This window comes from Shinella pollutisoli, from assembly GCF_024609765.1.
Lineage (GTDB): Bacteria > Pseudomonadota > Alphaproteobacteria > Rhizobiales > Rhizobiaceae > Shinella > Shinella pollutisoli.
In genome coordinates this window covers 21,437-46,440 of sequence record NZ_JANFDG010000021.1, presented here as the reverse complement: position 1 = coordinate 46,440, position 25,004 = coordinate 21,437, and the positions used below count along the sequence as shown (strand labels likewise).

General features: G+C 67.1%; 31 protein-coding genes. 20 read left to right on the top strand and 11 right to left on the bottom strand.

Annotated features, from left to right (window positions below; all coding sequences use genetic code 11):
* The first annotated feature begins 7 nt into the window (after positions 1 to 7).
* Entirely contained in the window at positions 8 to 271 is a 264-nt protein-coding gene (locus NNZ72_RS17160) for a DUF4258 domain-containing protein (RefSeq protein WP_257316635.1), read from the top strand.
* On the top strand, positions 262 to 456 hold the full coding sequence (locus NNZ72_RS17155) for a DUF2283 domain-containing protein (protein ID WP_257316633.1): 195 nt from the start codon (positions 262 to 264) through the stop codon (positions 454 to 456). Before NNZ72_RS17160 ends, NNZ72_RS17155 begins: the two co-directional genes overlap by 10 nt.
* 9 nt (positions 457 to 465) lie before the next feature.
* Here the strand turns inward: NNZ72_RS17155 and NNZ72_RS17150 are convergent, their stop codons facing one another.
* The 3 genes from NNZ72_RS17150 to NNZ72_RS17140 all read right to left on the bottom strand — a co-directional run bounded on the left by NNZ72_RS17150 (position 466) and on the right by NNZ72_RS17140 (position 2,430).
* Positions 466 to 1,431: an SDR family oxidoreductase gene (locus tag NNZ72_RS17150; RefSeq protein ID WP_257316632.1), complete on the bottom strand. Its 966-nt coding sequence runs from the start codon at positions 1,429 to 1,431 to the stop codon at positions 466 to 468.
* Positions 1,432 to 1,442: 11 nt separating this feature from the next.
* A complete protein-coding gene (locus NNZ72_RS17145; RefSeq protein WP_371747778.1) occupies positions 1,443 to 1,760 on the bottom strand; it encodes a hypothetical protein in 318 nt (105 codons plus the stop codon).
* A gap of 385 nt (positions 1,761 to 2,145) precedes the next feature.
* Positions 2,146 to 2,430, bottom strand: a complete 285-nt coding sequence (locus NNZ72_RS17140) for a hypothetical protein (RefSeq protein ID WP_257316631.1) — start codon at positions 2,428 to 2,430, stop codon at positions 2,146 to 2,148.
* Between the two features lie 222 nt (positions 2,431 to 2,652).
* Here NNZ72_RS17140 and greA point away from each other — a divergent pair, with 222 nt between their 5' ends.
* Both greA and NNZ72_RS17130 read left to right on the top strand, forming a co-directional pair.
* Positions 2,653 to 3,129: a transcription elongation factor GreA gene (gene greA, locus NNZ72_RS17135; RefSeq protein ID WP_184143358.1), complete on the top strand. Its 477-nt coding sequence runs from the start codon at positions 2,653 to 2,655 to the stop codon at positions 3,127 to 3,129.
* Between the two features lie 10 nt (positions 3,130 to 3,139).
* A complete protein-coding gene (locus NNZ72_RS17130; RefSeq protein ID WP_257316630.1) occupies positions 3,140 to 4,213 on the top strand; it encodes a glycosyltransferase family 4 protein in 1,074 nt (357 codons plus the stop codon).
* Here NNZ72_RS17130 and NNZ72_RS17125 read toward each other — a convergent pair.
* Positions 4,183 to 5,100 (bottom strand): glycosyl transferase, encoded by a 918-nt coding sequence (locus tag NNZ72_RS17125; protein WP_257316629.1) that lies wholly within the window; start codon positions 5,098 to 5,100, stop codon positions 4,183 to 4,185. The two genes, NNZ72_RS17130 and NNZ72_RS17125, sit on opposite strands and share 31 nt — an antisense overlap.
* Before the next feature lie 116 nt (positions 5,101 to 5,216).
* Here NNZ72_RS17125 and NNZ72_RS17120 point away from each other — a divergent pair, with 116 nt between their 5' ends.
* On the top strand, positions 5,217 to 6,257 hold the full coding sequence (locus NNZ72_RS17120; RefSeq protein WP_257316628.1) for a polysaccharide pyruvyl transferase family protein: 1,041 nt from the start codon (positions 5,217 to 5,219) through the stop codon (positions 6,255 to 6,257).
* On the opposite strand, the gene NNZ72_RS17115 is transcribed toward NNZ72_RS17120, so the two are convergent.
* The 3 genes from NNZ72_RS17115 to NNZ72_RS17105 are packed head-to-tail and all read right to left on the bottom strand — an operon-like array spanning position 6,244 to position 8,071.
* Positions 6,244 to 6,903, bottom strand: coding sequence for an FkbM family methyltransferase (locus tag NNZ72_RS17115; protein ID WP_257316627.1), 660 nt, complete (start codon positions 6,901 to 6,903; stop codon positions 6,244 to 6,246). The genes NNZ72_RS17120 and NNZ72_RS17115 overlap by 14 nt on opposite strands.
* Before the next feature lie 38 nt (positions 6,904 to 6,941).
* Positions 6,942 to 7,604, bottom strand: coding sequence for a glycosyltransferase family 29 protein (locus NNZ72_RS17110; protein WP_257316626.1), 663 nt, complete (start codon positions 7,602 to 7,604; stop codon positions 6,942 to 6,944).
* Positions 7,604 to 8,071 carry an Lrp/AsnC family transcriptional regulator gene (locus tag NNZ72_RS17105; RefSeq protein WP_257316625.1) on the bottom strand — a complete coding sequence of 156 codons (468 nt, stop codon included), beginning with the start codon at positions 8,069 to 8,071 and terminating at the stop codon, positions 7,604 to 7,606. The genes NNZ72_RS17110 and NNZ72_RS17105 overlap by 1 nt, the downstream gene beginning before the upstream one ends.
* Positions 8,072 to 8,319: 248 nt before the next feature.
* Between NNZ72_RS17105 and trxB the strand changes: the two genes are divergently transcribed.
* The 5 genes from trxB to NNZ72_RS17080 all read left to right on the top strand — a co-directional run bounded on the left by trxB (position 8,320) and on the right by NNZ72_RS17080 (position 13,599).
* Positions 8,320 to 9,294, top strand: coding sequence for a thioredoxin-disulfide reductase (gene trxB / locus NNZ72_RS17100; protein WP_257316624.1), 975 nt, complete (start codon positions 8,320 to 8,322; stop codon positions 9,292 to 9,294).
* Positions 9,295 to 9,405: 111 nt separating this feature from the next.
* The gene (locus NNZ72_RS17095; RefSeq protein ID WP_257316623.1) at positions 9,406 to 10,302 is read left to right on the top strand and encodes a LysR family transcriptional regulator VtlR; all 897 of its coding nucleotides are present in this window, start codon (positions 9,406 to 9,408) and stop codon (positions 10,300 to 10,302) included.
* A gap of 502 nt (positions 10,303 to 10,804) precedes the next feature.
* Positions 10,805 to 11,107 (top strand): ArsR/SmtB family transcription factor, encoded by a 303-nt coding sequence (locus NNZ72_RS17090; RefSeq protein WP_257316622.1) that lies wholly within the window; start codon positions 10,805 to 10,807, stop codon positions 11,105 to 11,107.
* 34 nt (positions 11,108 to 11,141) lie between these two features.
* Positions 11,142 to 12,263 carry an alkene reductase gene (locus tag NNZ72_RS17085; RefSeq protein ID WP_257316621.1) on the top strand — a complete coding sequence of 374 codons (1,122 nt, stop codon included), beginning with the start codon at positions 11,142 to 11,144 and terminating at the stop codon, positions 12,261 to 12,263.
* A gap of 247 nt (positions 12,264 to 12,510) precedes the next feature.
* The gene (locus tag NNZ72_RS17080; RefSeq protein ID WP_257316620.1) at positions 12,511 to 13,599 is read left to right on the top strand and encodes a calcium:cation antiporter; all 1,089 of its coding nucleotides are present in this window, start codon (positions 12,511 to 12,513) and stop codon (positions 13,597 to 13,599) included.
* Positions 13,600 to 13,743: 144 nt separating this feature from the next.
* On the opposite strand, the gene NNZ72_RS17075 is transcribed toward NNZ72_RS17080, so the two are convergent.
* On the bottom strand, positions 13,744 to 14,946 hold the full coding sequence (locus NNZ72_RS17075; protein WP_257316619.1) for a pyridoxal phosphate-dependent aminotransferase: 1,203 nt from the start codon (positions 14,944 to 14,946) through the stop codon (positions 13,744 to 13,746).
* Positions 14,947 to 15,300: 354 nt separating this feature from the next.
* Here NNZ72_RS17075 and NNZ72_RS17070 point away from each other — a divergent pair, with 354 nt between their 5' ends.
* The 5 genes from NNZ72_RS17070 to NNZ72_RS17050 all read left to right on the top strand — a co-directional run bounded on the left by NNZ72_RS17070 (position 15,301) and on the right by NNZ72_RS17050 (position 18,896).
* Complete coding sequence (locus NNZ72_RS17070) at positions 15,301 to 15,501, top strand: hypothetical protein (protein WP_257316618.1); 201 nt, start codon at positions 15,301 to 15,303, stop codon at positions 15,499 to 15,501.
* 85 nt (positions 15,502 to 15,586) lie between these two features.
* Entirely contained in the window at positions 15,587 to 16,753 is a 1,167-nt protein-coding gene (locus tag NNZ72_RS17065) for a PQQ-dependent sugar dehydrogenase (RefSeq protein WP_257316617.1), read from the top strand.
* A gap of 93 nt (positions 16,754 to 16,846) precedes the next feature.
* On the top strand, positions 16,847 to 17,746 hold the full coding sequence (locus tag NNZ72_RS17060) for a DMT family transporter (RefSeq protein ID WP_257316616.1): 900 nt from the start codon (positions 16,847 to 16,849) through the stop codon (positions 17,744 to 17,746).
* A 364-nt stretch (positions 17,747 to 18,110) separates the two neighbouring features.
* Positions 18,111 to 18,326, top strand: a complete 216-nt coding sequence (locus NNZ72_RS17055) for a cold-shock protein (protein WP_064330734.1) — start codon at positions 18,111 to 18,113, stop codon at positions 18,324 to 18,326.
* A gap of 135 nt (positions 18,327 to 18,461) precedes the next feature.
* Positions 18,462 to 18,896: a BA14K family protein gene (locus tag NNZ72_RS17050; protein WP_257316615.1), complete on the top strand. Its 435-nt coding sequence runs from the start codon at positions 18,462 to 18,464 to the stop codon at positions 18,894 to 18,896.
* Positions 18,897 to 18,952: 56 nt separating this feature from the next.
* On the opposite strand, the gene NNZ72_RS17045 is transcribed toward NNZ72_RS17050, so the two are convergent.
* The 3 genes from NNZ72_RS17045 to NNZ72_RS17035 all read right to left on the bottom strand — a co-directional run bounded on the left by NNZ72_RS17045 (position 18,953) and on the right by NNZ72_RS17035 (position 20,403).
* Positions 18,953 to 19,594 (bottom strand): MBL fold metallo-hydrolase, encoded by a 642-nt coding sequence (locus NNZ72_RS17045; RefSeq protein WP_371747777.1) that lies wholly within the window; start codon positions 19,592 to 19,594, stop codon positions 18,953 to 18,955.
* Between the two features lie 69 nt (positions 19,595 to 19,663).
* Complete coding sequence (locus NNZ72_RS17040; protein WP_257316614.1) at positions 19,664 to 19,828, bottom strand: hypothetical protein; 165 nt, start codon at positions 19,826 to 19,828, stop codon at positions 19,664 to 19,666.
* 116 nt (positions 19,829 to 19,944) lie between these two features.
* Positions 19,945 to 20,403, bottom strand: a complete 459-nt coding sequence (locus NNZ72_RS17035) for an Lrp/AsnC family transcriptional regulator (RefSeq protein ID WP_371747775.1) — start codon at positions 20,401 to 20,403, stop codon at positions 19,945 to 19,947.
* 131 nt (positions 20,404 to 20,534) lie between these two features.
* Between NNZ72_RS17035 and hppD the strand changes: the two genes are divergently transcribed.
* The 5 genes from hppD (at position 20,535) to NNZ72_RS17010 (ending at position 24,937) form a co-directional block, all read left to right on the top strand.
* The gene (gene hppD / locus NNZ72_RS17030; protein ID WP_257316612.1) at positions 20,535 to 21,644 is read left to right on the top strand and encodes a 4-hydroxyphenylpyruvate dioxygenase; all 1,110 of its coding nucleotides are present in this window, start codon (positions 20,535 to 20,537) and stop codon (positions 21,642 to 21,644) included.
* Positions 21,645 to 21,842: 198 nt separating this feature from the next.
* Entirely contained in the window at positions 21,843 to 22,097 is a 255-nt protein-coding gene (locus NNZ72_RS17025; RefSeq protein ID WP_257316611.1) for a hypothetical protein, read from the top strand.
* A gap of 201 nt (positions 22,098 to 22,298) precedes the next feature.
* Positions 22,299 to 22,730 carry a MarR family winged helix-turn-helix transcriptional regulator gene (locus NNZ72_RS17020; RefSeq protein ID WP_257316699.1) on the top strand — a complete coding sequence of 144 codons (432 nt, stop codon included), beginning with the start codon at positions 22,299 to 22,301 and terminating at the stop codon, positions 22,728 to 22,730.
* A gap of 123 nt (positions 22,731 to 22,853) precedes the next feature.
* The gene (locus NNZ72_RS17015; protein WP_257316610.1) at positions 22,854 to 23,558 is read left to right on the top strand and encodes a response regulator; all 705 of its coding nucleotides are present in this window, start codon (positions 22,854 to 22,856) and stop codon (positions 23,556 to 23,558) included.
* Positions 23,558 to 24,937, top strand: coding sequence for an ATP-binding protein (locus NNZ72_RS17010; RefSeq protein ID WP_257316609.1), 1,380 nt, complete (start codon positions 23,558 to 23,560; stop codon positions 24,935 to 24,937). Before NNZ72_RS17015 ends, NNZ72_RS17010 begins: the two co-directional genes overlap by 1 nt.
* Positions 24,938 to 25,004: the final 67 nt, after the last annotated feature.

The following is a 25,004-nucleotide window of genomic DNA, read 5'->3' as shown; positions in this document are numbered from 1 at the left end:
CGAATGGATGCTCAAGCTCTTGCGCTACTCGCTTCACGCGGAAACCGTGATCCGGGAGCGCGGGCTTGATCGAGCCTGGGTCGAAGCGACCGTCCGCGCTCCTGATTGGCGCACGGACGATCCGGGAGGCCCGGACATCGAACGGCTCTACCGATCGATCAATGCCCTCGAAGGGCGCGTACTGCGTGTCGTTGTTGTTGAAGCAAGCGACGAAATACGGATAATATCCGCATTCGTCGACCGAGGCGCGAGGAAGCCGGCATGCCCCTGAAAGTCGAATACGATCCTGCCGTCGATGCGGCCTACATCCGCTTTTCCGACAAGGACATCGTCGAGACGGAAGAAGTCTCGCAAGGCATCATGCTCGACTACGACAAGGACGGCCGCATCGTCGGCCTCGAAGTCCTCGGCGCGCGGGCGCATCTGCCCGAGGACCTCCTGTCGCGGGCCGCCTGAGACCGCCCATCAATACCCCCCGACGATCGGCAGTATCTCGCCGGTGATGTAGCTGGAGCAGTGCGGCGAGGCGAGGAAGACGTAGGCCGGGGCGAGCTCCTCCGGCTGCGCGGGGCGCTTCATCGGCACCTTCGCGCCGAACTCGGCGACCTCCTCCGCCTCCTTGTCGGAGGGGTTGAGCGGCGTCCAGACGGGGCCGGGCGCGACCGCGTTGACGCGGATGCCGCGGCCGATGAGCTGGCTTGCCAGCGAGCGCGTGAAGGCGTGGATGCCGCCCTTGGTCATCGAATAGTCGAGGAGCGCCTTCGAGCCGTCGAGGCCGGTCACCGAGCCGGTGTTGACGATCGCCGAGCCCGGCTTCATGTGCGGCACCGCCGCCTGCGCCATGAAGAAATAGCCGTAGAGATTGGTCTTCAGCGTCTCGTCGAAATGTTCTTCCGAAAGGTCGACGATATCCTTGGTGTGCACCTGGAAGGCGGCGTTGTTGACGAGGATGTCGAGCTTGCCGAAGGCCTTCACGGTCTTCGCCACCGCGTCGCGGCAGAAGGCCTTGTCGCGCACGTCGCCGGCAATGGCGATGGCGCGCCGTCCCTCCGCCTCCACGGCGGCGACGGTCTCCGCGGCGTCCCTGCCCTCGGCGAGATGGGCGATCGCCACGTCCGCGCCCTCGCGGGCAAACAGCACCGCGACGGCCCGGCCGATCCCCGAATCGCCGCCGGTGATCAGCGCCACCTTGTCCTTCAGCTTCTCCGAACCGCGGTAGAAGGGTGCGTCGTACATCGGCGGCGGATCGAGCTTCGCCTCGTCGCCGGGCTTGGGCTGGTGTTGCTTGGGAAAGGGCGGCACGGGATAGGGCCGCGCGCCGGCCTGCATCGCCTCCGGCTTCTTCTCGTCCTTCCTGCCGTCCGCCGCGGCGACCTCGTCCTGGATGTCGCGCTGGCGCTCTGCCGTCCGGGCTGCCTTGCCGTTTGCCATGGGGGTCTCCTTCAGAGTTCGGTCGGGCGGATGTTGTCGGTGCGGATGGAACCGGCGACGACGCCCCGCGGCCCCTCCGCCGGATAGGCGGGATCGGTCTCGTCGACGACGGTATAGAGCCGCTCGTTGCGGAACGCGCTGTCGGAGGTCGTGGAATTGCCGTCGCCCGGAAGCGCGTCGATCTCGGTGAAGTCGAGCTCCGCCTCGGCCGCGACGACGCGGGCGTCACCGCTCGAACGCGCCCGCACCACCACCTCGCCCTGGTTCGGCGCGAGGTCCCAGTTGGTGTCGCCGGGGGCGGCGATCGGCACCAGCCGGTAGAGCTTCAGCTGCTCCGGATCGGAATAGTCCGGCGCCGGTCCTTCCCGGTCGAGCCGCGGCGCGGTCTCGTCGAAGCCGGCCGACCAGGCCGGCTCGGCGGGGCCGGCGCCGAGCGGACCGCTGTGGGCCGTCGCGTCGTCGCTGCCGGTGATGACGCGCGGCTTGGCGCTCGAAACGCCGTTGTTGGTGGCTCCTTCCCGCGACACCTCGAATTGCGGCGCGGCGTCGGCATGGATGGCGGCCACGCCGCCGCCGTCCCGCGAAGGCGACGGCGCCGGCTGCGGATCATGGCCCGCCTCGGCGCGCCCCTCGTCGTAGACGCGCTGGTCGCCGGCGAACTCGCCCGCGAACTGTTTGAAATAGCCGGAAATCTTCTGCAACATGTTCATCGGATCACTCCCTTGTGCTCGTCGGGGCCGGGCGTGCGTCGAGCCGCTCCATGGCGGCCCTCAGGATCGCGCGGATCTCGTCGTCGGCGACCTGCTGCGCCGCGAAGGCGGCATCGGGCTCCAGCCCCGGATCCTCCTCGTGGTCGGCGACGGTCTCGTTCTCGCGCGCCATGGCGACGAGCGCGTCGCGCGCCTCGGGCAGTGCGGCGACGACGGAGAGAAGCTCCACCAGCAGGCGCCGGTGGGCGTTGATCCGTCCTTCCAGATGGGCGAGGTCGCGCGTCGTCATCAGGCATCTCCCGCAATGGGTGCCAAACGGGCGCGCGGGGAGATTGTTCCGCCGGCGGGCGGCACGGCCTGCGGCGAAAAAACTGGCTTTCCCGGCCGGCAATCTGCTATAAGCGGCGTTCAAACGCTTTCGACGGTTCCGGGGTTTTTCTCCGGAGACCGTTTTCTTTTGCGTGTGCACGGGTGGAAGGCCCGGGCGGCCTAGGCTGAAGGACGGAATATTATGGTTGAAAAGGTACCGATGACTCAGGACGGTTTCGTCAAGCTGCAGGAGGAGCTGCGCTGGCGCCAGCAGGAGGAACGTCCGCGGATCATCGAGGCGATCGCCGAGGCGCGCGCGCACGGCGACCTTTCGGAAAACGCCGAATATCACGCCGCCAAGGAAGCGCAGAGCCACAACGAGGGCCGCATCACCGAGCTCGAGGACTTCGTCGCCCGCGCCGAGGTCATCGACCTTTCCAAGATGTCCGGCTCCAAGATCAAGTTCGGCGCCCGCGTAAAGCTCGTCGACGAGGACACCGAGGAGGAGAAGGTCTACCAGATCGTCGGCGACCAGGAGGCCGACGTGAAGGCCGGCCGCATCTCCATCTCCTCGCCGATCGCCCGCGCCCTCATCGGCAAGGAGGTCGGCGATTCGATCGAGGTCAACGCGCCGGGCGGCTCCAAGGCCTACGAAATCCTCGCCGTCACCTGGGGGTGAACGCATCCCCATGCCGGCAGTCACCGACATGCGTGACGTCGAGGTCATTGCACCCAACTTCAAGCGCCGCCTCTCCGGCGTGACGTCGACCATCATCCAGCTCGTGCCGGTGCAGAACCGGCTCGGGCAGAAGGTCGCGACGCTCGGGCCGGGCCTGCCCCCGCACCTGCCGTTCCTGCGCTGGCGGGACCTTCTTCGCCTGTGGTCGCCGCCGGCGGGGCGGCGCTGGCGGATCTGGCATGCGCGTCGCAACCTCGAGATGCTGCCCGGCATCCTTCTCCGCGATCTCCTGCGCATGCCGCTGAAGCTCGTCTTCACTTCGGCCTCGCAGCGCCGCCATACCGGCTGGACGAAGTTCCTCATCCGGCGGATGGACGCCGTCGTGGCGACGAGCGGCAAGACGGCCGCCTATCTCGACGTGCCCGCCACCGTCGTCATGCACGGGATCGACCCGGAACGCTTCTCCCCCGCCGCCGACAAGGTCGCGGCCAGGAGGGAAAAGGGCCTCGACCCGGGCCTGAACGTTATCGGCTGCTTCGGTCGCGTCCGCCATCAGAAGGGAACCGACCTCTTCGTCGACGCGATGATCCGGCTGCTGCCGTCGCGGCCGGGCTGGGCGGCCGTCGTCGCGGGCCGCGCCACCGCGCAGCACGCCGCCTTCGAGGCCGGGTTGAGGGAGAAGGTCCGCGCCGCCGGCCTTGCCGACCGCATCGCCTTCGTCGGCGAGCACACCGACATCAACGCCTGGTACCGCACCCTCGACCTGTTCGTCGCGCCGCAGCGCTGGGAAGGCTTCGGCCTCACCCCGCTCGAAGCCATGGCGACCGGCGTGCCGGTGGTGGCCACCGACGTCGGCGCCTTCGCGGAGATCGTCGCGACGGGCGAGGAGGAAACCGGCGTCGTCGTGCCGCCCGGCGATCTCGACGCCGTGGCGGAGGCGACCGCCCGCTTCATGGACGACGATGCCCGGCGCCTGGCGGCCGCGGCGCGGGCCCGCCCGCATGTCATGCGGCATTTCACGATCGAGGGCGAGGCAGGCCGCCTCGCCGCCGTCTACGACGCGGCGGCAAGGCGCGGATCGTAATCGAGCCCGATCCGCGCCAGCGCCGAGTGCCGCGAATGGTTGCGGAGCGTGATGCCGTTCTGCGCGCAGACGGGCAAGCCGGCGGCAAGCGACGAAAGGATCCGGTCCGTCGCCGCTGCGACGCCGGAAAAGGCCTTCCGGCCGCGGCTTTCGTAGAAGCGCGGCGCGTCGGCATTCGCAAGGTCGATGCCGACGAAGCCGATCGCGCGCGGCCGGCAGTAGACCGCGAACTGGAAGACGCTCACCACCACCGAGCCGCCCTGGACGACGCCCCGCGCCGGACAAAGCGAAAAGCCGAACCCCTTCCCGTCCGTCCGGACATATTCCAGCGCCGCGACCTCCTCCGCCCTGCGCCGGGGCCGGCGATAGGGCTTGCAGACGTCGTCGATCAGGACGACGGTCCGCTCGGCGAGCCAATGCGCATCGAGCTCGCAGAGCGCGCGGATGACGCCGACCGAGAGCAGGCAGATCGTGCCCGGCGCGACGGTGCGGACGATCGCATCGTGGTGGCGCCAGACGAAGCGCTCGTCCTCGATCGCCACGGCAAGCGGCGAAGCGATCACCCCGGGCACGAGGTTGATCGCACCGTTGAGCAGGATCGCCGTGTCCGCCGGCAGCCGGGAAACGTCGTTCTCGCGCACGGACGGGCCGGAGCCGACGATCACGATGTCCGCGCCCGCCCGCCGGCGCAGGACCTCCGGATGGTGCAGCCGGCCGACCGTTCGCCCGCGATGGACGATGGAACCAGTCTCGGCGGGACCGGCGGGCACATGCAGATCGAGCCCCGGGAACCAGTTATGGAAATGCGCCCGCTCCCTGCCGAGAACGAGTTGCGTGCCTATCTTGAGGAACGCGCGCCACAGGGGCCTGTCGGAACCGAAAACCATAATGCTCCATATAGAACCGCCGCCCCCTTGGCTACCACGGCGGACAGGTTGCAAGCGCCCGTCCGATTGACTATCCCCACACGGGATCGCATCCCTTGGAAAACCGAGAACCGCGCATGCCCATCAGAGCCGTCCTCATGAACGACACGCGCGCAGACCGGCATTTCGGCTGCCTGCGCGTCATGCGCCTCATCGAGAAGCGGCTTGCCGGGCAGGGCATCGAGATCGCCGGCCGCAGCCCGATCCGCAACGACTGGGAGAACGACCGTGCGTTCCTCGACGCGATGGGCCGCAGCGACCTCGTCGTCATCAACGGCGAAGGCACGTTCCATCACGGCGCGCAGAGCGCCCTGCGCCTCCTGAAGGTCGTCGACCACCCGGCCCGGGCCGGCAAGCCGGTCGCGCTGATCAACACCCTCTACCAGGACAACCCGAAAGAGTGGCGGCGCTACCTCGACAAGATCGCCCTCGTCTCGGCGCGCGATTCCCGCAGCGCCGCGGAGATCGAGGCGCTGACCGGCAGGAGGACGCCGGTCGTGCCCGACATGTCGCTTTCCGACGGCATGCTCGCCGCCCCCGGCGGGCCCGGGCGGGACCGCATCCTCGTCGGCGATTCCGTCTCCAGGACGCTGAGCAGGACGCTGCGCGAGATCGCCCGCCATTCGCCGGATACCTTCTTCCTGCCGATCCTGACGACGCTGAAAGCGCCGCGGGCGCACTGGCCGTTTCCGATCCGGCAGCTTCGCGAGGCCTTCATCCACGCTCATGCGGCGGCGGCCGGAGCGCTCGACCGCAAGATCCTGTTCAGCCGGACGGAGGAGGAGTTCATCGCCCATCTCCTGCGCGCAAGGCTGCACGTCACCGGCCGTTTCCACGCCGTCTGCTTCTGCCTCTTCACCGGAACGCCGTTCCTGGCCGTGGATTCGAATTCCTGGAAGATCGCCGCGCTCCTCGACGATTTCGGCCTCGGCAGGCAACGGCTGGTTACGGCGGAAGAGCTGCGCGAGCGCCTCGCCCAGGGCGGCGCCGAAGACTATTCCGACGAGGAACGCGCGAGGATCGAGGCGGGGCTGCGCCTCTGCACGGAGAAGGCCCGCGATCTCTTCGGCGAGATCGCCGGGCTCGCCCGCGATGGCGGGGACGTCAGGCGGGGCTGAACAGCCAGTCTATGCCCTTGTCGCCGATCTTCTCGACGAGCCTGTAGCCGTTCCGCGCGAGGAAGCGCTGCGCCTTTGTCCCGACGATCCGTTCGAGGAAGCCGCGCTTGTTCTCGATCAGGATCCAGGGCCGGTATCGCCGGATGGTCCCGGCCGCCCCGGCCAGCGCCTGCGCCTCGTAGCCCTCGAGATCGAGCTTGAGGAGCGAGCACGCCTCGAGGTCGAGGCTGTCGATCGTCACGCATTCGATGTCGCCCTGCCCGACGATCCTGCCGGTGACGGTGCGCGCGCCTTCCTTCGTCCCCATGGCGACGAACTCGCGGCGGTCGGAAAGGCCCTTCGGATGAACCGTGGCGACATCGGCCGCCCCCCATTCCTCGACGTTGCGCGCAAGGCAGGCGACGACCTCCGGATTGGGCTCGAAGCTGTGCACGCGCCGGAAGTGCTTCGCCATGAGCCTTGTCCAGGCGCCGACATTCGCGCCGCCGTCAATTGCGAGCTCCCGTCCCGGGACGAGTTCGAGCGCGCGTTCGAGATGGGCGATCTGGATACCCGCCCGCCCCTCGAAGCCGCGCCGGCTCTTCTCCAGATTCTCCCCCGGCCGCGCGTCGACGTCGGGAACCCAAAAATCGCCGATTTTCTGCATGTGCACCTTCAGTGCGCCCGGACGGCGCCGATCGAACGTCAATTAAGGGAAAACCGCGGATCGGCCCGGACGAGATCCGAGACGAAACGCTCCTCCGCCGCGGGATCGTGCGGCGTGGCCTTGCGCAAGACGCCGGACAGAGACTGGCTGCGGAAGAAATCGAAGCCGTGGAGGCTCACTTTCCGGCACGGCGAGCGGGACAGCAGCGCGATCACCATCAGGCCCGTCGTCGGCCGGCGGCCGATCGCCGCCAGCAGCACGCGGTGGCTTTCCTCGGGAAAGAGGAAGAAGCCCGGCCACCGGAGCATCCAGCCCGGCAGGTCGTCCCGCTGCGGCGACATCCAGAACAGGTAGCGTGCCCTGCGCGCGTCCATCACCCCGGCGTCGAAGCCGATGCTGGTCGCGATGATGTCGGTCTTCGCCCCGTGCGAGCGGACGTCCGGGATCGGCGCGGCATTGCACCGGATGACGAGATCGTGGGCGTCGATCACCGCGCCGCGATCCGTCCCGGTCAGGCTTTGCGCATTGCCGACGAGGGCGACGGACCTGTCGCGCAGCAGCTCGAAGACGTCGGGCTCGCCGAGCGGCGCGGTGTGGCTGAGCCCCAGCAGGCGCCGGCCCCGGCCGGCAAGCCGCCGCGCCTTCTTCTCCAGCTTGCGCCGGATCCACGGGAAAAGCCCCTCGCGTTGCGACGGCGCCATCACAGCTCCACCAGCCCGACCTTCTTCACCTGGCGGATCGTCAGCATGGTGCGCACCGTGTCGACCTGCTCGTTGGCGGTCAGCTCCTCGATGACGAAGTCCTGGAAGCGGGTGAGATTCTCGGCCACGCAATGGAGCAGGAAGTCGCTGTCGCCGGAGACCATCCAGGCCTGGCGCACCATCGGCCATTCGGCGGTCGCCGCGGCGAAGGCCTTGAGGTTGGCCTCCGACTGGTGGCGCAGGCCCACCATGCAGAAGGCGACGAGGTCGTAGCCGAGCGCCGGCGCGTTCAGGATCGCCGTGTAGCCCTCGATGATGCCCGCCTCCTCCAGCTTGCGCACGCGCCTGAGGCACGGCGGGGCGGAAATGCCGGCGCGCGCGGCGAGCTCGACATTGGTCATCCGCCCGTCCGCCTGCAGTTCCTTCAGGATGCGGAGATCGATGGCATCGAGTTCGGCGCGAAACATGGGTGGATACGGACCTTTCACGGGCGCGACCGGATGTGATCCGAATCGCCTGATTGACGCAATATTATTACAGGAAGAGGCACAAATATGTCACGCTCCTTCGCCGTCTGTTGGCAACGGCCGGGCCGGGCTTGAAACCGGGGCCTCCGCCCTCATAAATGGAGGCCGAACAGAGATATGCGAGAGCCCCTCGCCGCCGTCCCGCGATGCGGGCCCGAGGCCGGCCGAGCGCCCCGAAAGGAACGACCATGTCCGCACGTCACGTCAAGGTGCTGATCATCGGCTCCGGCCCCGCCGGCTACACCGCCGCCATCTATACCGCCCGCGCCATGCTGGAGCCGGTGCTGATCGCCGGCATGGAGCAGGGCGGCCAGCTCATGATCACCACGGACGTGGAGAACTATCCGGGCTATGCCGATCCGGTCCAGGGCCCGTGGATGATGGAGCAGATGCTGAAGCAGGCGCAGCACGTCGGCGCCGAGATCGTCAACGACCTCGTGACGAACGTCGACCTCGACGTGCGCCCGTTCCGCATCTCCACCGACAGCGGGACCGAATGGACGGCCGACGCCCTCATCATCGCCACCGGCGCCAAGGCCCGCTGGCTCGGCATCGAGACCGAGGCCAGATTCCAGGGCTTCGGCGTCTCGGCCTGCGCCACCTGCGACGGCTTCTTCTACCGCAACAAGGACGTGGTCGTGGTCGGCGGCGGCAACTCGGCCGTGGAGGAGGCGCTCTACCTCGCCAACCTCGCCCGCACCGTGACCGTCGTCCACAGGCGCGACGGCTTCCGCGCGGAACGCATCCTCCAGGAGCGGCTCTTCGCCAGGGAGAACGTGCGGGTGATCTGGGACCACGAGGTGATCGCGTATCTCGGCGCCGAGGCGAGACCGCCGATCCCGGCCTCCGTCAACGGCGTGCGGCTCCGCAACACGAAGACCGGCGAGACGCAGGATCTCGCGACCGACGGCGTCTTCGTCGCGATCGGCCACGCACCCGCCGTCGAGCTCTTCAAGGGCAAGCTGCGCCTGAAGCCGAACGGCTATCTGTGGACCGCACCCGATTCGACGGCGACCGACGTGCCCGGCGTCTTCGCCGCCGGCGACGTGACGGACGACGTCTACCGCCAGGCCGTGACGGCAGCCGGCATGGGCTGCATGGCCGCGCTCGAAGCGGAAAAATATCTTGCGGGTCATAGGCCTGTCGCAATTGCGGCCGAGTAGAAGCCGCCAATAAGGGAGCGGGATTCGTCCCGGATCCCGACGTGGGAACAGTGGATCAGCGATGGGGCGGGAAACACCGGGTTCCCGCTGCGAGGACATATGGGGGATAGGATGCCGCTCGACTGGGACAAGCTGCGGATTTTCCATGCCGCGGCCGAGGCAGGCTCGTTCACGCATGCGGCCGACAAGCTGCATCTCTCGCAATCGGCGATCAGCCGCCAGGTGAGCGCGCTCGAGCAGGACGTCGGCATCAAGCTGTTCCACCGCCACGCCCGCGGCCTCATCCTCACCGAGCAGGGCGAGATCCTCTACCGCACCGCCCACGACGTGCTGATGAAGCTCGAAAGCGTGCGCGTGCAGCTCACCGAGAACACCGAGAAGCCGAGCGGCAAGCTGCGCATCACCACCACCGTCGGCCTCGGCCAGGGCTGGCTCACCGACAAGGTGCAGGAATTCCTCGCGCTCTATCCCGACATGCAGGTGCAGCTCATCCTCGACAACGAGGAGCTCGACGTGAACATGCGCCACGCCGACTGCGCGATCCGGCTGCGCGAGCCGCAGCAGTCGGACCTCATCCAGCGCAAGCTCTTCACCGTGCACATGCACGTCTACGCCGCCCCCTCCTACATCAACCGCTACGGCGAGCCGCAGTCGATCGACGATTTCGACAAGCACAAGATCATCACCTTCGGCGAGCCCGCGCCGAACTACCTGCTCGACGTCAACTGGCTGGAGATCGCCGGCCGCGATTCCGACAATCCGCGCCCCTCGGTGCTGCAGATCAACAGCCTCACCTCGATCAAGCGCGCCTGCCTGCTCGGCATCGGCATCGCCATGCTGCCGGACTATATCGTCGGCCGCGACCCCGGCCTGATCCAGCTCGTCACCAATGCGGACGTGCCCTCCTTCGACACCTATTTCTGCTATCCAAGCGAGATGAAGAATGCGGCCAAGCTCAAGGCCTTCCGCGATTTCATCGTCGCCAAGGCACGCAACTGGAATTTTTAAGGCAGATTCGCCAAGACCTGCGCCTCGCGCATGGCTGGCATGCACATTCATTGATTGATGTATGCCCGAAAAAGCATCATATCGCCCGTAGCTGATGCACTTTGGTGGCTTTTTCCTCCCAGTGCCACCGCAGCAGCTGTTCCCCTCTGGAGGTTTATTACCTTCAAAACTACAAAGGGCCCAAGTTCGACTTGCGGCCCTCTTTTTTTGCCTTCCGTTCCGGGAACGGAATTTCGCTTCCGGTGAAAATCTTGGCATGGTCACCCTTGAAGAACGGGACCGCTGCATCCATATCTTGATCAGTCGACGCACTCGCGGTCTTTCTCCTCCCAGTGCCGCGCGTCGGCTGTTCCCCTCTGGAGGTTCCAAGACCTTCACGACTGACAGGGCCCGAGCCTCGAGCTTGTGGCCCTTTTTTTTGCCTTGCCCCTTGCGCGACGTCGGAGCCGATACAATATCGTCGAAACTCGATACAAGAATCGAAAAATCGCGATGGAGCGATATGACCCCGGACACCGACGAAATCCTGAAGGCGCTCGCCCACCCGAAACGGCTGGAAATCCTCGCCTGGCTGAAGGAGCCGGAGCGGCACTTCGCCGGCCAGGAGCATCCGCTCGATTTCGGCGTCTGCGCCGGCCAGGTCGAGCGGCGCTGCGATCTTTCCCAATCCACCGTCTCCGCCCACCTCGCCGTCCTGCAGCGCGCCGGTCTCGTCACCACGCGCAAGGTCGGCCAGTGGGTGTTCTACAAGCGCGACGAGGCGGCGATCGCCGCCTTTCTCGACCATCTTTCCCGTGCACTCTGAGCGCATCTCATCCCACCCAGCAGAAGGACCTCCCATGACCTCGCTCTTCGACCCCATCACCGTCGGCGACATCGCGCTTTCCAACCGCATCGTCATGGCGCCGCTCACGCGCAACCGCTCGCCGGGCGCCGTGCCGAACACGCTGAACGCCGCCTATTACGAGCAGCGCGCCACCGCCGGCCTGCTGATCACCGAGGCGACCGCCATCACCCAGCAGGGCCAGGGATATGCCGACGTGCCGGGCCTCTACACGCCCGAGGCGCTCGAAGGCTGGCGCCAGGTGACGGACGCCGTGCACCGGGCCGGCGGCAAGATCGTCGTGCAGATGTGGCATGTCGGGCGCATCTCGCACGAGACCCTGCAGCCGGGCGGCGGCAAGCCCGTCGCCCCCTCGGCGATCCGCGCCAGATCCAAGACCTATCTCGTCAATCCCGACGGAACCGGTTCCTTCGCGGAGACCTCCGAGCCGCGCGCACTCGACATTTCCGAACTGCCGGGCATCGTCGAGGACTACCGCCGCGCCGCGCGCGCGGCGATCGACGCCGGCTTCGACGGCGTGGAGATCCACGCGGCGAACGGCTACCTCATCGACCAGTTCCTGCGCGCGGGCTCCAACCACCGCACGGACGCCTACGGCGGCCCGATCGAGAATCGCGCCCGCCTGCTCTTCGAGGTCGTCGACGCGATCACGCAGGAGATCGGCGCCGGCCGCACGGCCATCCGCATCTCGCCGGTGACGCCCGCCAACGACGCCTTCGACCCGGACCCGCAGCCGCTCTTCACCCATGTCGTCGAGGGCCTCGCCCGCTACGGGCTCGCCTATATCCACGTCATCGAGGGCGCGACGGGCGGGGCGCGCGACCACAGCCAGGGCGAAAGGCCCTTCGACTACGCCGCGCTGCGCGCCGCCTACCATGCCGCCGGCGGCAAGGCCGCCTGGATGGTCAACAACGGCTACGACCGGGCGCTCGCGATCGACGCCGTCGAAAGCGGCAGGGCCGACCTCGTCGCCTTCGGCAAGCTCTTCATCGCCAACCCGGACCTCGTGCAGCGCCTCAAGGAGAACGCGCCGCTCAATACGCCCGACAAGGACACGTTCTACGGCGGCGGCGCGAAGGGCTACACGGACTACCCGGCGCTCGCCCACGTGGCGTGAACTTCGCGACATCTCCTCTGCCCTGCCGGGCATCTCCCCCAAGGAGAAGATCGGGCAAGGGGACAAACCCCGTTTCAGATACGCCCCTCCGAGGAGGGCGAAACGGCACTCCATCCAATCTCCCCCCTTGTGGGGGAGATACCCGGCAGGGCAGAGGGAGTATGACGGAAACGTATTGCGGGCGTTTCCTTTTCCGCCGCCGCGGCTACATCTATCGGCAGAGTCCATGCCGAGGAGCCGTCCGCCCATGCTGTCCAGCCTGCTGAAGGAACGTTTCCTGCTGATCGGCCTCGCCGCGGCGGTCGCCGCCTACAGCACCGAGCACGCGCTGATGGAGGCGGGACGGCTGCCGATGCTCGTCGCCGCCTTCGCGATCGTCGCGGCGATCGTGCTCGTGTCGACGCGCATCGCCCACCATGCCGAGGTGCTGGCGGCCAAGGTGGGCGATCCCTACGGCACGATGATCCTGACGCTGTCGGCCGTGCTGGTCGAGGTCGTCATCCTCGCCATCATGATGCGCGGCGAGACCTCGCCGACGCTGGTGCGCGACACGATCTACGCCGCCGTCATGCTCGACATCAACGGCATCCTCGGGCTTGCCGCCCTGCTCGGCGGCATCCGCCACGGCGAGCAGCCCTACAACGACGATTCCGGCAAGACCTACGGCGTGATGATCCTGACGGCGATGGGCATCTCCATGGTCGTGCCGGAATTCGTGCCGCGCCAGAGTTGGCACCTCTATTCCGCCTTCACCATCGGCGCGATGATCTCGCTCTACGCGCTGTTCCTGCGCATGCAGGTGGGCGTGCACAGCTATTTCTTCAGCTACACCTATCCGCGCGGCGAGCGCAAGGACCCTGCCGGCGACCCCGCCGAAGAGGAACCGGCCGCGCTCGCCATCGCCGTCATCGTCGTCGGCGTGGTGCTGATCGGCGCGCTGGCGGAGGTGATGTCGGTGCTGCTGACGGCGGGGCTGAAGGGCTCCGGCGCGCCGCCGGCGCTGATGGCGGTCGTCGTCGCGGCGATCTCTGCCGCCCCGGAAATCCTGACGGCGCTGCGCGCGGCACTCGCCAACCGCATGCAGTCGGTCGTCAACATCGCCATGGGCGCGTCGCTGTCGACCGTCATCCTCACCGTGCCGGTGATGGAGGCGATCGCGCTCTACACCGGCCAGCCCTTCGTCATGGCCATGTCGCCGACCCAGACGGTGATGGTGGCGATCACGCTCATCGCCGCCGCCATCAACCTCAACGACGGCGAGACCAACGCCATCGAGGGCATGACCCATTTCATCCTCTTCGCCACCTTCCTGATGCTGACGGCGATCGGGTTGTAAGTCCGGAGAGCCGCCCCCTCATCCGCCTGCCGACACCTTCTCCCCGATGGGGAGAAGGAGGATTGCGGCGATGACGGTTTCCCTTCTTTCTGCCGGGGAGAAGGTGGCCCGGAGGGCCGGACGAGGGGGCCTCGCGCCGGTTTCTTACTTGCAGGCCGCGCAGAAGCGCTGGATGCGCTTGCAGGCCTCTTCGAGCAGCGCTTCCGAGGTCGCGTAGGAGATGCGGAAGTTCGGGCCGAGGCCGAAGGCCGAGCCGTGCACGACGGCGACGCCCTCCGCCTCCAGCAGTTCCGACACGAAATCCTCGTCCGTCTCGATCACCTTGCCCGACGGCGCCGCCTTGCCGATCAGCCCCTTGCAGGACGGATAGACGTAGAACGCCCCTTCCGGCGAGGGGCACTCGATGCCCTTGGCCTGGTTGAGCATGGAGACGACGAGGTCACGGCGGCCCTCGAAGATCTTCTTGTTGGCCGGGATGAAGTCCTGCGGGCCGTTCAGCGCCTCGACGGCCGCCCACTGGGCGATCGAGCAGGCGCCGGAGGTCTGCTGGCCCTGGATCATGTCCATCGCCTTGATGAGGGCAAGCGGGCCGGCGGCATAGCCGATGCGCCACCCGGTCATGGCATAGGCCTTGGAGACGCCGTTCATCGTCAGCGTGCGGTCGTAGAGGCCGGGCTCGACCTCGACCGGCGTCGCGAACCTGAAGTCGCCGTAGGTCAGGTGCTCGTACATGTCGTCCGTCAGCACCCAGACGTGCGGATGCCTCATCAGCACGTCGGTGAGCGCCTTCAGCTCGTCATGGCTGTAGGCGGCGCCCGACGGGTTGGAGGGCGAGTTGAAGACGAACCATTTGGTCTTCGGCGTGATCGCCCTTTCCAGGTCCTCGGCCTTCAGCTTGAACTTGTTTTCCTGCGTGGTGGCGACGAAGACCGGCGTGCCGCCGCACAAAGACACCATCTCCGGATAGGAGACCCAGTAGGGTGTGGGGATGACGACCTCGTCGCCGGGGTTCATCGTCGCCATGAAGGCGTTGAAGAGAATCTGCTTGCCGCCGGTGCCGACGATGGTCTGGGCGGCGGTATAGTCGAGATTGTTCTCGCGCTTGAACTTCCTGACGATCGCCTCGCGCAGCTCCGGGATGCCGGAGACGGGCGTGTACTTCGTCTCGCCGCGGTTGATCGCCTCGATCGCCGCCTGCTTGATGTTGTCCGGCGTGTCAAAATCCGGCTCGCCCGCGCCGAGCCCGATGACGTCCCGGCCCTTGGCTTTCAGTTCCCGGGCCTTCTGGGAGACGGCGATGGTGGCGGAGGGCTTCACGCGGGAAAGGGCGTCGGCAAGAAAGGCCATGATGGAGATGTCCTGTTCGGGTTCGATGACGGCTTCGCGCCACGGAACGGCAGTGCCCCATGGCGGTTAGGTCTATGTCGAATGTGGGGGCCTCTTGCAAGCGCGAAAGCGGAAGGACGCGGGCGCGGGCGCGAATTTTCATGGATGCCATCACCGCCGTGAATGGGATGGCCCGTTAACTGTCGAAGACGGCCGGGCATGGCCGTTTATTCGCCGGAAACGCCTGAAACACCAAGTTTTCCGGCTGCCTCATTTTCGCCGCAATAAATGTCGGGCCTTGCCGCAATTCGGTCCCGTTGGCGCCGATTTCGGCTGGCCATTTTCGTCGCGGAACGAGACGAGACGGGGGACGAAATGTTTCTGGACGACGACAGGATCCCAGGCAAGCGCAAGGCCCGAGAGTCGCGCGCCATGTTCCTCATCGCCATGACGGCGCTCGCCGCCTGCATCGCCATGGTCGTGAGCCTCATGTCGCCGCCGGCGATCGCGCTCGACCACATGAAGACCTCCGGCATCGAGAAGCCGGTGCTCGACACGCTGCCCACGCGAAAGTGAACGCGCCGCACGGCCCTACCCCCATATATCGCTCTTGAAAGGGCGCCGGTTCCGGGCCACGTAACGGCAAAGGCAGGAGACGGCGATGCGAACGGAAAACCGGCATTTTCGGACCATATGGGCGGGTATCGCCGGCGCGGCGCTCGCAGGCACCCTCGGCCTGACGGCCGCCGTCGCCGAAACCCGCGAATTCCCGAGCAAGAAGGCGAACCTCATCGTCGAGACGCTGGCGACGGGGCTCGACCAGCCCTGGTCGGTGGAGCCGCTGCCGGACGGCGGCTATCTCGTCAGCGAGAAGCCGGGGACGCTGCGCATCATCCGCGACGGCAAGGCCTCCGCACCCATCGACGGCGTGCCGCAGGTCGCCGAGATCGGCCAGGGCGGCCTGCTCGACGTCGCGCTCGCCCGCGACTTCGCCGAAAGCCGCACGCTCTACCTCACCTATGCCGCGCCCGGCGACGGCGGCGCCGGCACGGCGGTCGCCCGCGCCCGGCTTTCGGCCGACGGCACGGCGCTCGAGGACGTGACGCGCATCTTCGCCATGAACCGGTTCTCCTCGCGCGGCCAGCATTTCGGCTCGCGCATCGCGATCGCCGGCGACGGCAGCCTGTTCTTCGGCATCGGCGACCGCGGCGAGGACATGCGCGCCCAGGATCCGCGCGACCACGCCGGCTCGATCCTGCACATCAACCCGGACGGCAGCCCGCATGCCGACAACCCCTATCTCGGCACGTCCGAGGGCCTGCCGGAAATCTGGTCGATCGGCCACCGCAACCCGCAGGGCATCGTCATCGACCCGGCGGACGGCAGGCTCATCACCGTCGAGCACGGCGCACGCGGCGGCGACGAGATCAACACCCCGCAGCCCGGCCACAACTACGGCTGGCCGCTCACCTCCTACGGCCGGCACTATTCCGGCGCGGAGTTCGAGCTCGGCTCGGCCGCAGACGGCTTCGACCAGCCGCTCTACTATTGGGATCCCTCCATCGCGCCGGGCGCGATCGCCGTCTATCGCGGCGCGATGTTCCCGGAATGGGAGGGCAACCTGATCGTCGCGGCGCTGAAATACCAGCTCCTCGCCCGGCTGGAGCGGGCCGAGGACGGCGCCGTCGTCGCCGAGGAGCGGCTGTTCGGCGGCGAGTTCGGGCGGCTGCGCGACGTCGTCGTCGCCGCGGACGGTGCGCTCCTGATCCTGACCGACGGGGAGGACGGCGCGCTCTTGCGCGTCTCGCGCGCCGCCGCGGAAGAATAGCCCCGCCCTTGCCGAAGGCGCAGGCGCCTGCTAGCAGAGGGAAAACGGGGCGCCCGCCCCTTCCCTCTCCGCGATCCTTCGGATTCTCGACACATGACGCGCGTCCAAGCGAACCTTCTCCTGTTGCTTTCCGGCGCCATCTGGGGCGCCGGCTTCATCGCCCAGTCGACGGCGATGGAGACGCTGGGACCGATCTGGTTCATCGGCCTGCGCTTCGCCATCGCCACGCTGGTGGCCCTGCCCGTCGCCCTCTGGGAAAACGCGCGCGCCAAAACCCCGCTCAGGCGCGCCGACGCCGCGGGCTTCGTCCTCGTCGGCCTCGCGCTCTTTGCCGCCGCCGCCTCGCAGCAGGTCGGCCTGCTCACCACCTCCGTCACCAATTCCGGCTTCCTCACCGGCCTCTACGTCGTCTTCACGCCGATCCTGACGGTGCTCTTCCTGCGCCGCCGACCGCACTGGATCATCTGGCCCGCCGCGTTCCTGGCGACCGTCGGCATCTACCTGCTCAGCGGCGGGGCGCTTGCCGCGCTTACCCTCGGCGATACGCTCACCATCGTCTGCGCGGTGTTCTGGTCCGTGCAGATGATCCTGGTCGGCGTCTTCGCCGTCCGCTCCGGCCGGCCCGCGGCGCTGTCGGCGGTGCAGTTCTTCGTCTGCGCGGTGCTCGGCTGCGCGCTCGGCGCGCTCGCCGAGCCGATCAGCCTTGCCGCGATCGAGGGCGCGCTCATGGAAATCCTCTACGCGGGGTTCTTCTCGAGCGGCATCGCCTTCATCTGCCAGAACATCGCGCAGCGCTACACGACCGCGCCGCAGGCGGCGATCTTCCTGTCGAGCGAAGCACTGTTCGCCGCCCTGTTCGGCGTGTTGCTGCTCGGCGAGACGATCCCGCCCGCGGGTTACGCCGGCTGTGCGGTCATCTTCGTGGCGATGCTTGCCGTCGAACTGGTGCCGGAGCTCCTGCGCGGCCGGCGCGCCGTCCCGGCCGAAGCATAAGTCATACAAATACTGCGCAAAACGACGCGAAACCTGCGCTTTTTTTCGGCAGCCGCCCGGATTGTGACCATAATGAGGCGGCTAACGCGGGTAAAAAAACTTTTGCTTGCCAATTCGACATAAACACAGCACTCTTGCACTGTTCGGGCAATTTGCGAACACGGGAAGACCTTATAACAATTGCGGCCGGAGACGCACAAATTCCGGGCGGCCGACGTCCGTCGTTCCATGGGACGCCGGACAGGCCCGCGGTAAACAGGACCCTTTCCTCAAACGTCGAGAACTGCCTGCCAAACGCCCCAAGGGGCAAAACTGTTATGCTGCCCGCCAGGAGAATCCGGGCAGAGAGAAAAGGACCTGACGCATGGCCGAAACTGGCACCGTAAAATTCTTCAACACCGAAAAGGGCTTCGGTTTCATCAAGCCCGACAACGGTGGTGCGGATATCTTCGTACATATTTCCGCCGTGCAGGCCTCGGGCCTGAACGGCCTTTCCGAGAACCAGAAGGTGAGCTTCGACACGGAACCGGATCGCCGGGGCAAAGGCCCGAAGGCGGTCAATCTGCAGATCGCCGGCTGATACCGGTCTCTGCAGGAGATTCACGTTGGAGCCCGGCAGAGATGCCGGGTTTTTTCGTTCAGCCGCCGTTCAGCCACGCCGTCCTAGAGTGATCTCATCGACCGGCACCGTGCCGGCGTTCAGAGGAACGGTTCCATGAACAAATTCGCCAAGGCCCTCGTGCTGACCCTTGCAGCCGCCGCCACCACGCTCACCGCCACCGCCGGCGTCACCCATGCGCGTGACCGCGAGTGGCGCGAAGGCGACCGCAGGCACTACCGGCACTACAACCACCGCCACAACCATGGCCGCGACGCCGTCGTCGGCGGCGCGCTCGGGCTCGCCACCGGCCTGATCATCGGCGGCGCCATCGCCTCGCAGCCGCGCTACGTCGAGCGCGAGATCTATGTCGAGCCGGACTATTATCCGGAGCCGCGCGTCGTCTACCGCCGCCCGGCCGTCGTGCCGAGCTACGAGCCCTGGACCCAGTCCTGGTACCGCTACTGCACGCAGCGCTACCGCTCGTTCAATCCCGAGACCGGCACCTTCGTCGGCTATGACGGCCGCGAGCATTTCTGCGTCGCCGGCTGAGCGCGAGCGCAAGCTTCGATGAGAGAGGGCGGGTGCCGCGGCACCCGCCCTCTCTATTATAGTCCGCGCAGGAACGGGTTGCTGCGGCGCTCGTCGCCGATCCGCCCGCCGGGACCGTGACCGCAGAGGAAGCCCACCTCGTCGCCGAGCGGAAAAACCTTGTCGCGGATCGACTGCAGGAGCTGCTCGTGGTTGCCGCCGGGCAGGTCCGTCCGGCCGATCGAGCCCTGGAACAGCACGTCGCCGAGATGGGCGAAACCCTGCGCGCGGTTGAAGTAGATGACGTGGCCGGGCGCGTGGCCCGGCGTGTGGTAGACCTCGAATTCGTGCCCGCCGAAGGAGACGCGGTCGCCATCGGCGAGCCAGCGGTCCGGCACGACGTTCCTCACCGCCATCGGCACGCCGAACATCGCCGCCTGCGATTCGAGCTTCTGCAGGAGCGGCAGGTCGTCCCGGTGCGGGCCGACGATGTCGACGCCGAGCCGCTCCTTCAGTTCCTTCGCCCCGCCGGCGTGGTCGATATGGCCGTGCGTGAGCCAGATCGCCTTGAGCCTTATGCCGTTCTCCTCGACGGTGCGGACGATGGTGTCGACGTCGCCGCCGGGATCGATCACGACCCCGTCCTTCGTCTCGCTGTCGAAGAGGATGGTGCAGTTCTGCTGGAAGGGGGTGACGGGGATGATGCCCGCCTGAAGCATGCCCATGGGGTCCTCGCTCGGTTGCCGCGTGACGTCTCTATAGCGGCAACGGCATGCCGGGACCACCCGTCACCGCAGCTCCGCGACCTGCTGCCCGCCTTCCGTTGCCACCGTCGGCGAGACGGTGGAGAAGAGAAGCATCGCCACGACGATGTTGACGGCCGCGTAGAGGTAGACTACGGGGCGAAGCCTTTCGGCGACGGGGTTCTTTTCCTTGCTGGCGTTCGGTTGCATCGTCCTGTTCCTACGTTGCGGCGGTCTCGTCATCGCTTCATAGAACGACGCGAGATTCCGCACTGTTCCGCAGGAAACAGGACGCGGGCGGCGACTGTTGTCGACCGACAACACCTTCACAGCGGCAGGGCGGTCGTTTCCTTCAGCGTGTCGAGCACGATCGCCGTCTTCACGTGCGAGACGGATTCGTGCGGCAGCAGCACGTCGTTGACGAAGGCCGAGAGCGCCTTGAGGTTCGGCACGACCACCTTGATGACGTAGTCCATCTCCCCCGTCAGCGAGAACGCCTCCAGCACCTCCGGCAGGCTGGAGATCAGGCGGGCGAAGCGCCGGGCATTGTCGCGGTTGTGGGTGGCGAGCGTCACCGTGACGATGATGACGATGCCGAGATCGAGCTTCTCCCGGTCGAGCTCGGCGCGGTAGGCGCGGATGATCCCCTCCTCTTCCAGCCGCATGCGCCGGCGCGAGCACTGCGAGGGCGAGAGGTTGACGCGCTCCGAGAGCTCGTTGTTCGTCAGCCGCGCATCCTCCTGCAAATGGGCGAGCAGCTTGCGGTCGAAGTCGTCTATGTGCATGGAACAATCCTCCATCGACAATTCCATGCATGCTTATTGCATCGACTTGCCGAATGACAAGCATTACGCACGCACCTTGCACGGACGATGCGCGATACTGCCTCCATCTCACGGATCGAGGAGGACGAACGATGGGCCCTTTCCCGCACGACGCGCCGCCGGCGCAGATCACGCCTGACAACCCGGTCGGCACCGATGGCTTCGAATTCGTCGAGTTCGCCCATTCCGAGCCGGAGAAACTGGAGGAGCTCTTCACCCGCATGGGCTACGCCAGGGTCGCGCGGCACAGGCACAAGGCCGTCTCCGTCTGGCGGCAGGGCGACATCAACTACATCCTCAACGCCGAGAAGGGCTCCTTCGCCGAGCGCTTCGTCGACAAGCACGGTCCCTGCGCGCCCTCGATGGCCTGGCGCGTCGTGGATGCCCGGCATGCGCTGAAGCACGCCGTCGGCCTCGGCGCCGAGGAATACACGGGCGACGACAAGTGCATCGACGCGCCGGCGATCGTCGGCATCGGCGGATCGCTCCTCTATTTCATCGACCGCTACGGCGAGAAGGGCTCGGCCTACGACGCCGAGTTCGACTGGACGGGGGAACGCGATCCGAAACCCGCGGGCGTCGGCTTCTACTATCTCGACCACCTCACCCACAACGTCTTCCGCGGCAACATGGACAAGTGGTGGGCGTTCTACCGCGAGCTCTTCAATTTCCGGCAGATCCACTTCTTCGACATCGCAGGCAAGATGAGCGGCCTCGTCTCGCGCGCCATCACCTCGCCCTGCGGCAAGATCCGCATCCCGCTGAACGAATCCACCGACGACAGGAGCCAGATCGAGGAATACCTGCGCAAGTACAAGGGCGAAGGCATCCAGCACATCGCCGTCGGCACGGAAGACATCTACGGTGCCACCGACCGGCTGGCCGAGAACGGCCTGAAATTCATGCCCGGCCCGCCGGACACCTATTACGAGAAGTCGCACGAGCGCGTGCATGGCCACGAGGAGCCGGTCGAGCGGCTGAGGAAGCACGGCATCCTCATCGACGGCGAGGGCGTGGTGAACGGCGGCATGACGAAGATCCTGCTGCAGATCTTCTCGAAGACCGTGATCGGCCCGATCTTCTTCGAGTTCATCCAGAGGAAGGGCGACGAGGGCTTCGGCGAGGGCAACTTCAAGGCGCTGTTCGAATCGATCGAGGAGGACCAGATCCGCCGGGGCGTCTTCAACGACGCCGCAGAATAACGACCGCGGCGGCCAAGCAGCGGGGAACGGAAGGGGTGGCCGCGCCGCGGCCGCCCCTTTTGCCGTCAAGACTCCGGTGCACGGCCGCCGCGGCAAATTGACAGCCGCCATGTTTCTCATCACGTTGCATAGGCCGAAGACTCGGCACCGGACGCGGACGGAAGCCTGCGGCCGGACGATCCGCAAGGAGGGGGAAATATGGAAGCGATCATTACGCAGCTCATCGCCGGCGCCATCGGCGGCAACGCGGCCGGCGCCGCGCTGAAGCAGGTGGCCGTCAGCGTCGTCGTGCGCACCATCGTCGGCGCCATCGGCGGCGTGGGCGGCGGCTTTCTGCTGCAGCTCGTGGGCGGGGAAGCGGGCCTCACCGGCCTCGTCGCCAACGGCATCGGCGGCCTCGTCGGCGGCGGCGTGCTGACGGCGATCGTCGGCGCCGTGCTCGGGAAGAAATAGGGGCGGCATCCGTTGCCGGAAAAGAAGGCGGCCCGTGCGGCCGCCTTCGGTTTGTGCAGGATGCGTCCTTGACGAAAACGCCAGCAGGGCTGACATATTCGCCATGCGTTTCACGAGAGACGAGACATGACGAAGGCAAATGAGACCGTGGCCCGGCAGGCGGCGGAAAAACGCATCCCCGACGCGCTGCACGAAGACGCCATGGTCTGCGACGGCATCGATTTCGAGATCATCGAGGCCTTCTTCTTCGCCTATCGCGACTTCATCTCCGATCCGGACGCGATCCTCGAAAGCTCCGGCTTCGGCCGCGCCCACCATCGGGTCGTCCATTTCGTCAACCGCGAGCCCGGCATGACGGTGGCCGACCTGCTCGACACGCTGAAGATCACCAAGCAGTCTCTCGCCCGCGTCTTGAAGCAGCTCGTCGATTCCGGCTATATCCAGCAGGTGGCGGGGCCGGAGGACCGGCGCCAGCGCAAGCTCTACCCCACCCGCTCCGGCCGCGCGCTGGCGCTGGCGCTCGCCGAGCCGCAATCGCGCCGCATCAAGCGGGCATTCCAGGGCATGAGCGCCGACGACCGGCGGGTCGTGACCCGGTTCCTCTCCGGCATGCAGAATGCCGGCCACGACTAGAGCATTTCCAGCAAAAGTGCGGAGCGCGGTTTTGCGCCAGGACAATGCGGGAAACAGAAAGATAGGGCATCTCCGCAAGAACGGCCGAGATGCTCCAAGCCGCCGGGAAAGGAGGCCAGGACGATGACCGTTGCCGCGCCTTCCGACGACGCGTCCCACCTGCTCGTCGTCGACGACGACACGCGCATCCGCGACCTGCTGTCGCGCTATCTGGTGGACCAGGGCTTCCGCGTCACCGTCGCGCGCGACGCCGACGAGGCGCGCCGCAAGCTGCGCGGGCTCGATTTCGACCTGATCGTCATGGACGTGATGATGCCGGGCGAGAGCGGCCTGTCGCTGACGAAGAGCCTCAAGGAGATCCGCGCCGTGCCGATCCTGATGCTGACGGCGCTGGCGGAGACGAACGCCCGCATCGAGGGGCTGGAGGCCGGAGCCGACGACTATCTTCCGAAGCCCTTCGAGCCGCGCGAGCTGGTGCTGCGCGTCAACAACATCCTCAGACGCAACGCCGGCCCGGCCACGCCGAAGATCGAGCAGGTGATGTTCGGCCCCTACACCTTCTCGCTGGTGCGCAAGGAGCTCAGGCGCGGCGGCGACACCATACGCCTCACCGACCGCGAGCAGGAGATCATGCTGCTCTTCGCCGAGCGCGCCGGCGAGACGATCCCGCGCCACGAGCTGATCGGCGAGGAGACGGAGGTGGGCGAGCGCACCATCGACGTGCAGATCAACCGGCTGCGCCGCAAGATCGAGGACGACCCGTCGAACCCCGTCTGGCTGCAGACCGTGCGCGGCATCGGCTACCGCCTCAGCGTGGAACAGGCCTGATGCGCCTGTCCGCGGCGGCCGTGCGGGAGCGGCTGGAAGCGGCCCTCCACGGCTGGCGGCGCTTCGCTCGCTGGCTGCGCCACTGGATGCCGCGCGGCCTCTATGCCCGCTCGCTGCTCATCATCATCCTGCCGATGGTGATCCTGCAGTCCGTCGTCGCCTTCGTCTTCATGGAGCGCCACTGGCAGCTCGTCACGCAGCGCCTCTCCACCGCCGTCACCCGCGACATCGCCGCGATCATCGACATGATCGAATCCTTCCCGCAAGGGGTGGAGGAGGCCGAGATCGTGCGCATCGCCCGCGAGCGGCTGGCGCTCAACATCGCCGTCGAGCCCGGCACCGAGCTGCCGCCGCCGCGCCCCAAGCCGTTCTTCAACATCCTCGACGAGATCCTGAGCGAGGAGATCCGCGAGCAGATCCGCCGTCCCTTCTGGATCGACACGGTCGGCGACAGCAACCTGGTGGAGATCCGCATCCGGCTCGACGGCAAGGTGCTGCGCGTCTACGCCCGGCGCAACCAGACCTACGCCTCCAACACCCACATCTTCCTCCTGTGGATGGTCGGCACGTCGCTGGTGCTCATCGCCATCTCGATCCTGTTCCTGCGCGGCCAGATCCGGCCGATCCTGGCGCTGGCGCGGGCGGCGGAGAGCTTCGGCAAGGGCCAGCGCACCGAGGACTTCGCTCCCCGCGGCGCCGAGGAGGTGCGGCGCGCCGGCCTCGCCTTCATCCTGATGCGCGAGCGCATCGAGCGGCAGATCGAGCAGCGCACGGCGATGCTGACGGGCGTCAGCCACGACCTGCGCACCATCCTCACCCGCTTCAAGCTGCAGCTCGCGCTCGCCGGCGACGGGCCGGAGCTCGAAGGGCTGAGCAACGACGTCGCCGACATGCAGACCATGCTGGAAGGCTACCTCGCCTTCGCCCGCGGCGAGAGCGAGGAGGACGTCGGCACCGTCAGCCTCTCCGCCTTCTTCCGCAAGCTCGCCGCCGAGGCGGAGCTGCACGGCTGCGCCTTCTCGAGCGAGATCCACGGCGAGGACGAGGTCCTGGCGCGGCCGAACGCCTTCGCCCGCCTCCTCGGCAACCTCGTCTCCAATGCGATGCGCTATGCGAAGAGCGTGCGGGTCACGGCGGAAAACCGCGGCAAGTGGCTCGTCATCACCGTCGACGACGACGGGCCGGGCATTCCCGAAGAGGCGCGGGAGGACGTGTTCAAGCCCTTCTTCCGCCTCGACGCCGCCCGCAACCTCAATGCGTCCGGCACCGGCCTCGGCCTTGCCATCGCCCTCGACATCGCCCGCAGCCACGGCGGCGGCATCACGCTGTCGGAGAGCCCCATGGGCGGCCTGAGGGCGACCGTGCGACTTCCGGCGTAACCCCCCTCATCCGGCCCTTCGGGCCACCTTCTCCCCGAGCGGAGAAGGAGTAGAGAGACGTCGCGGC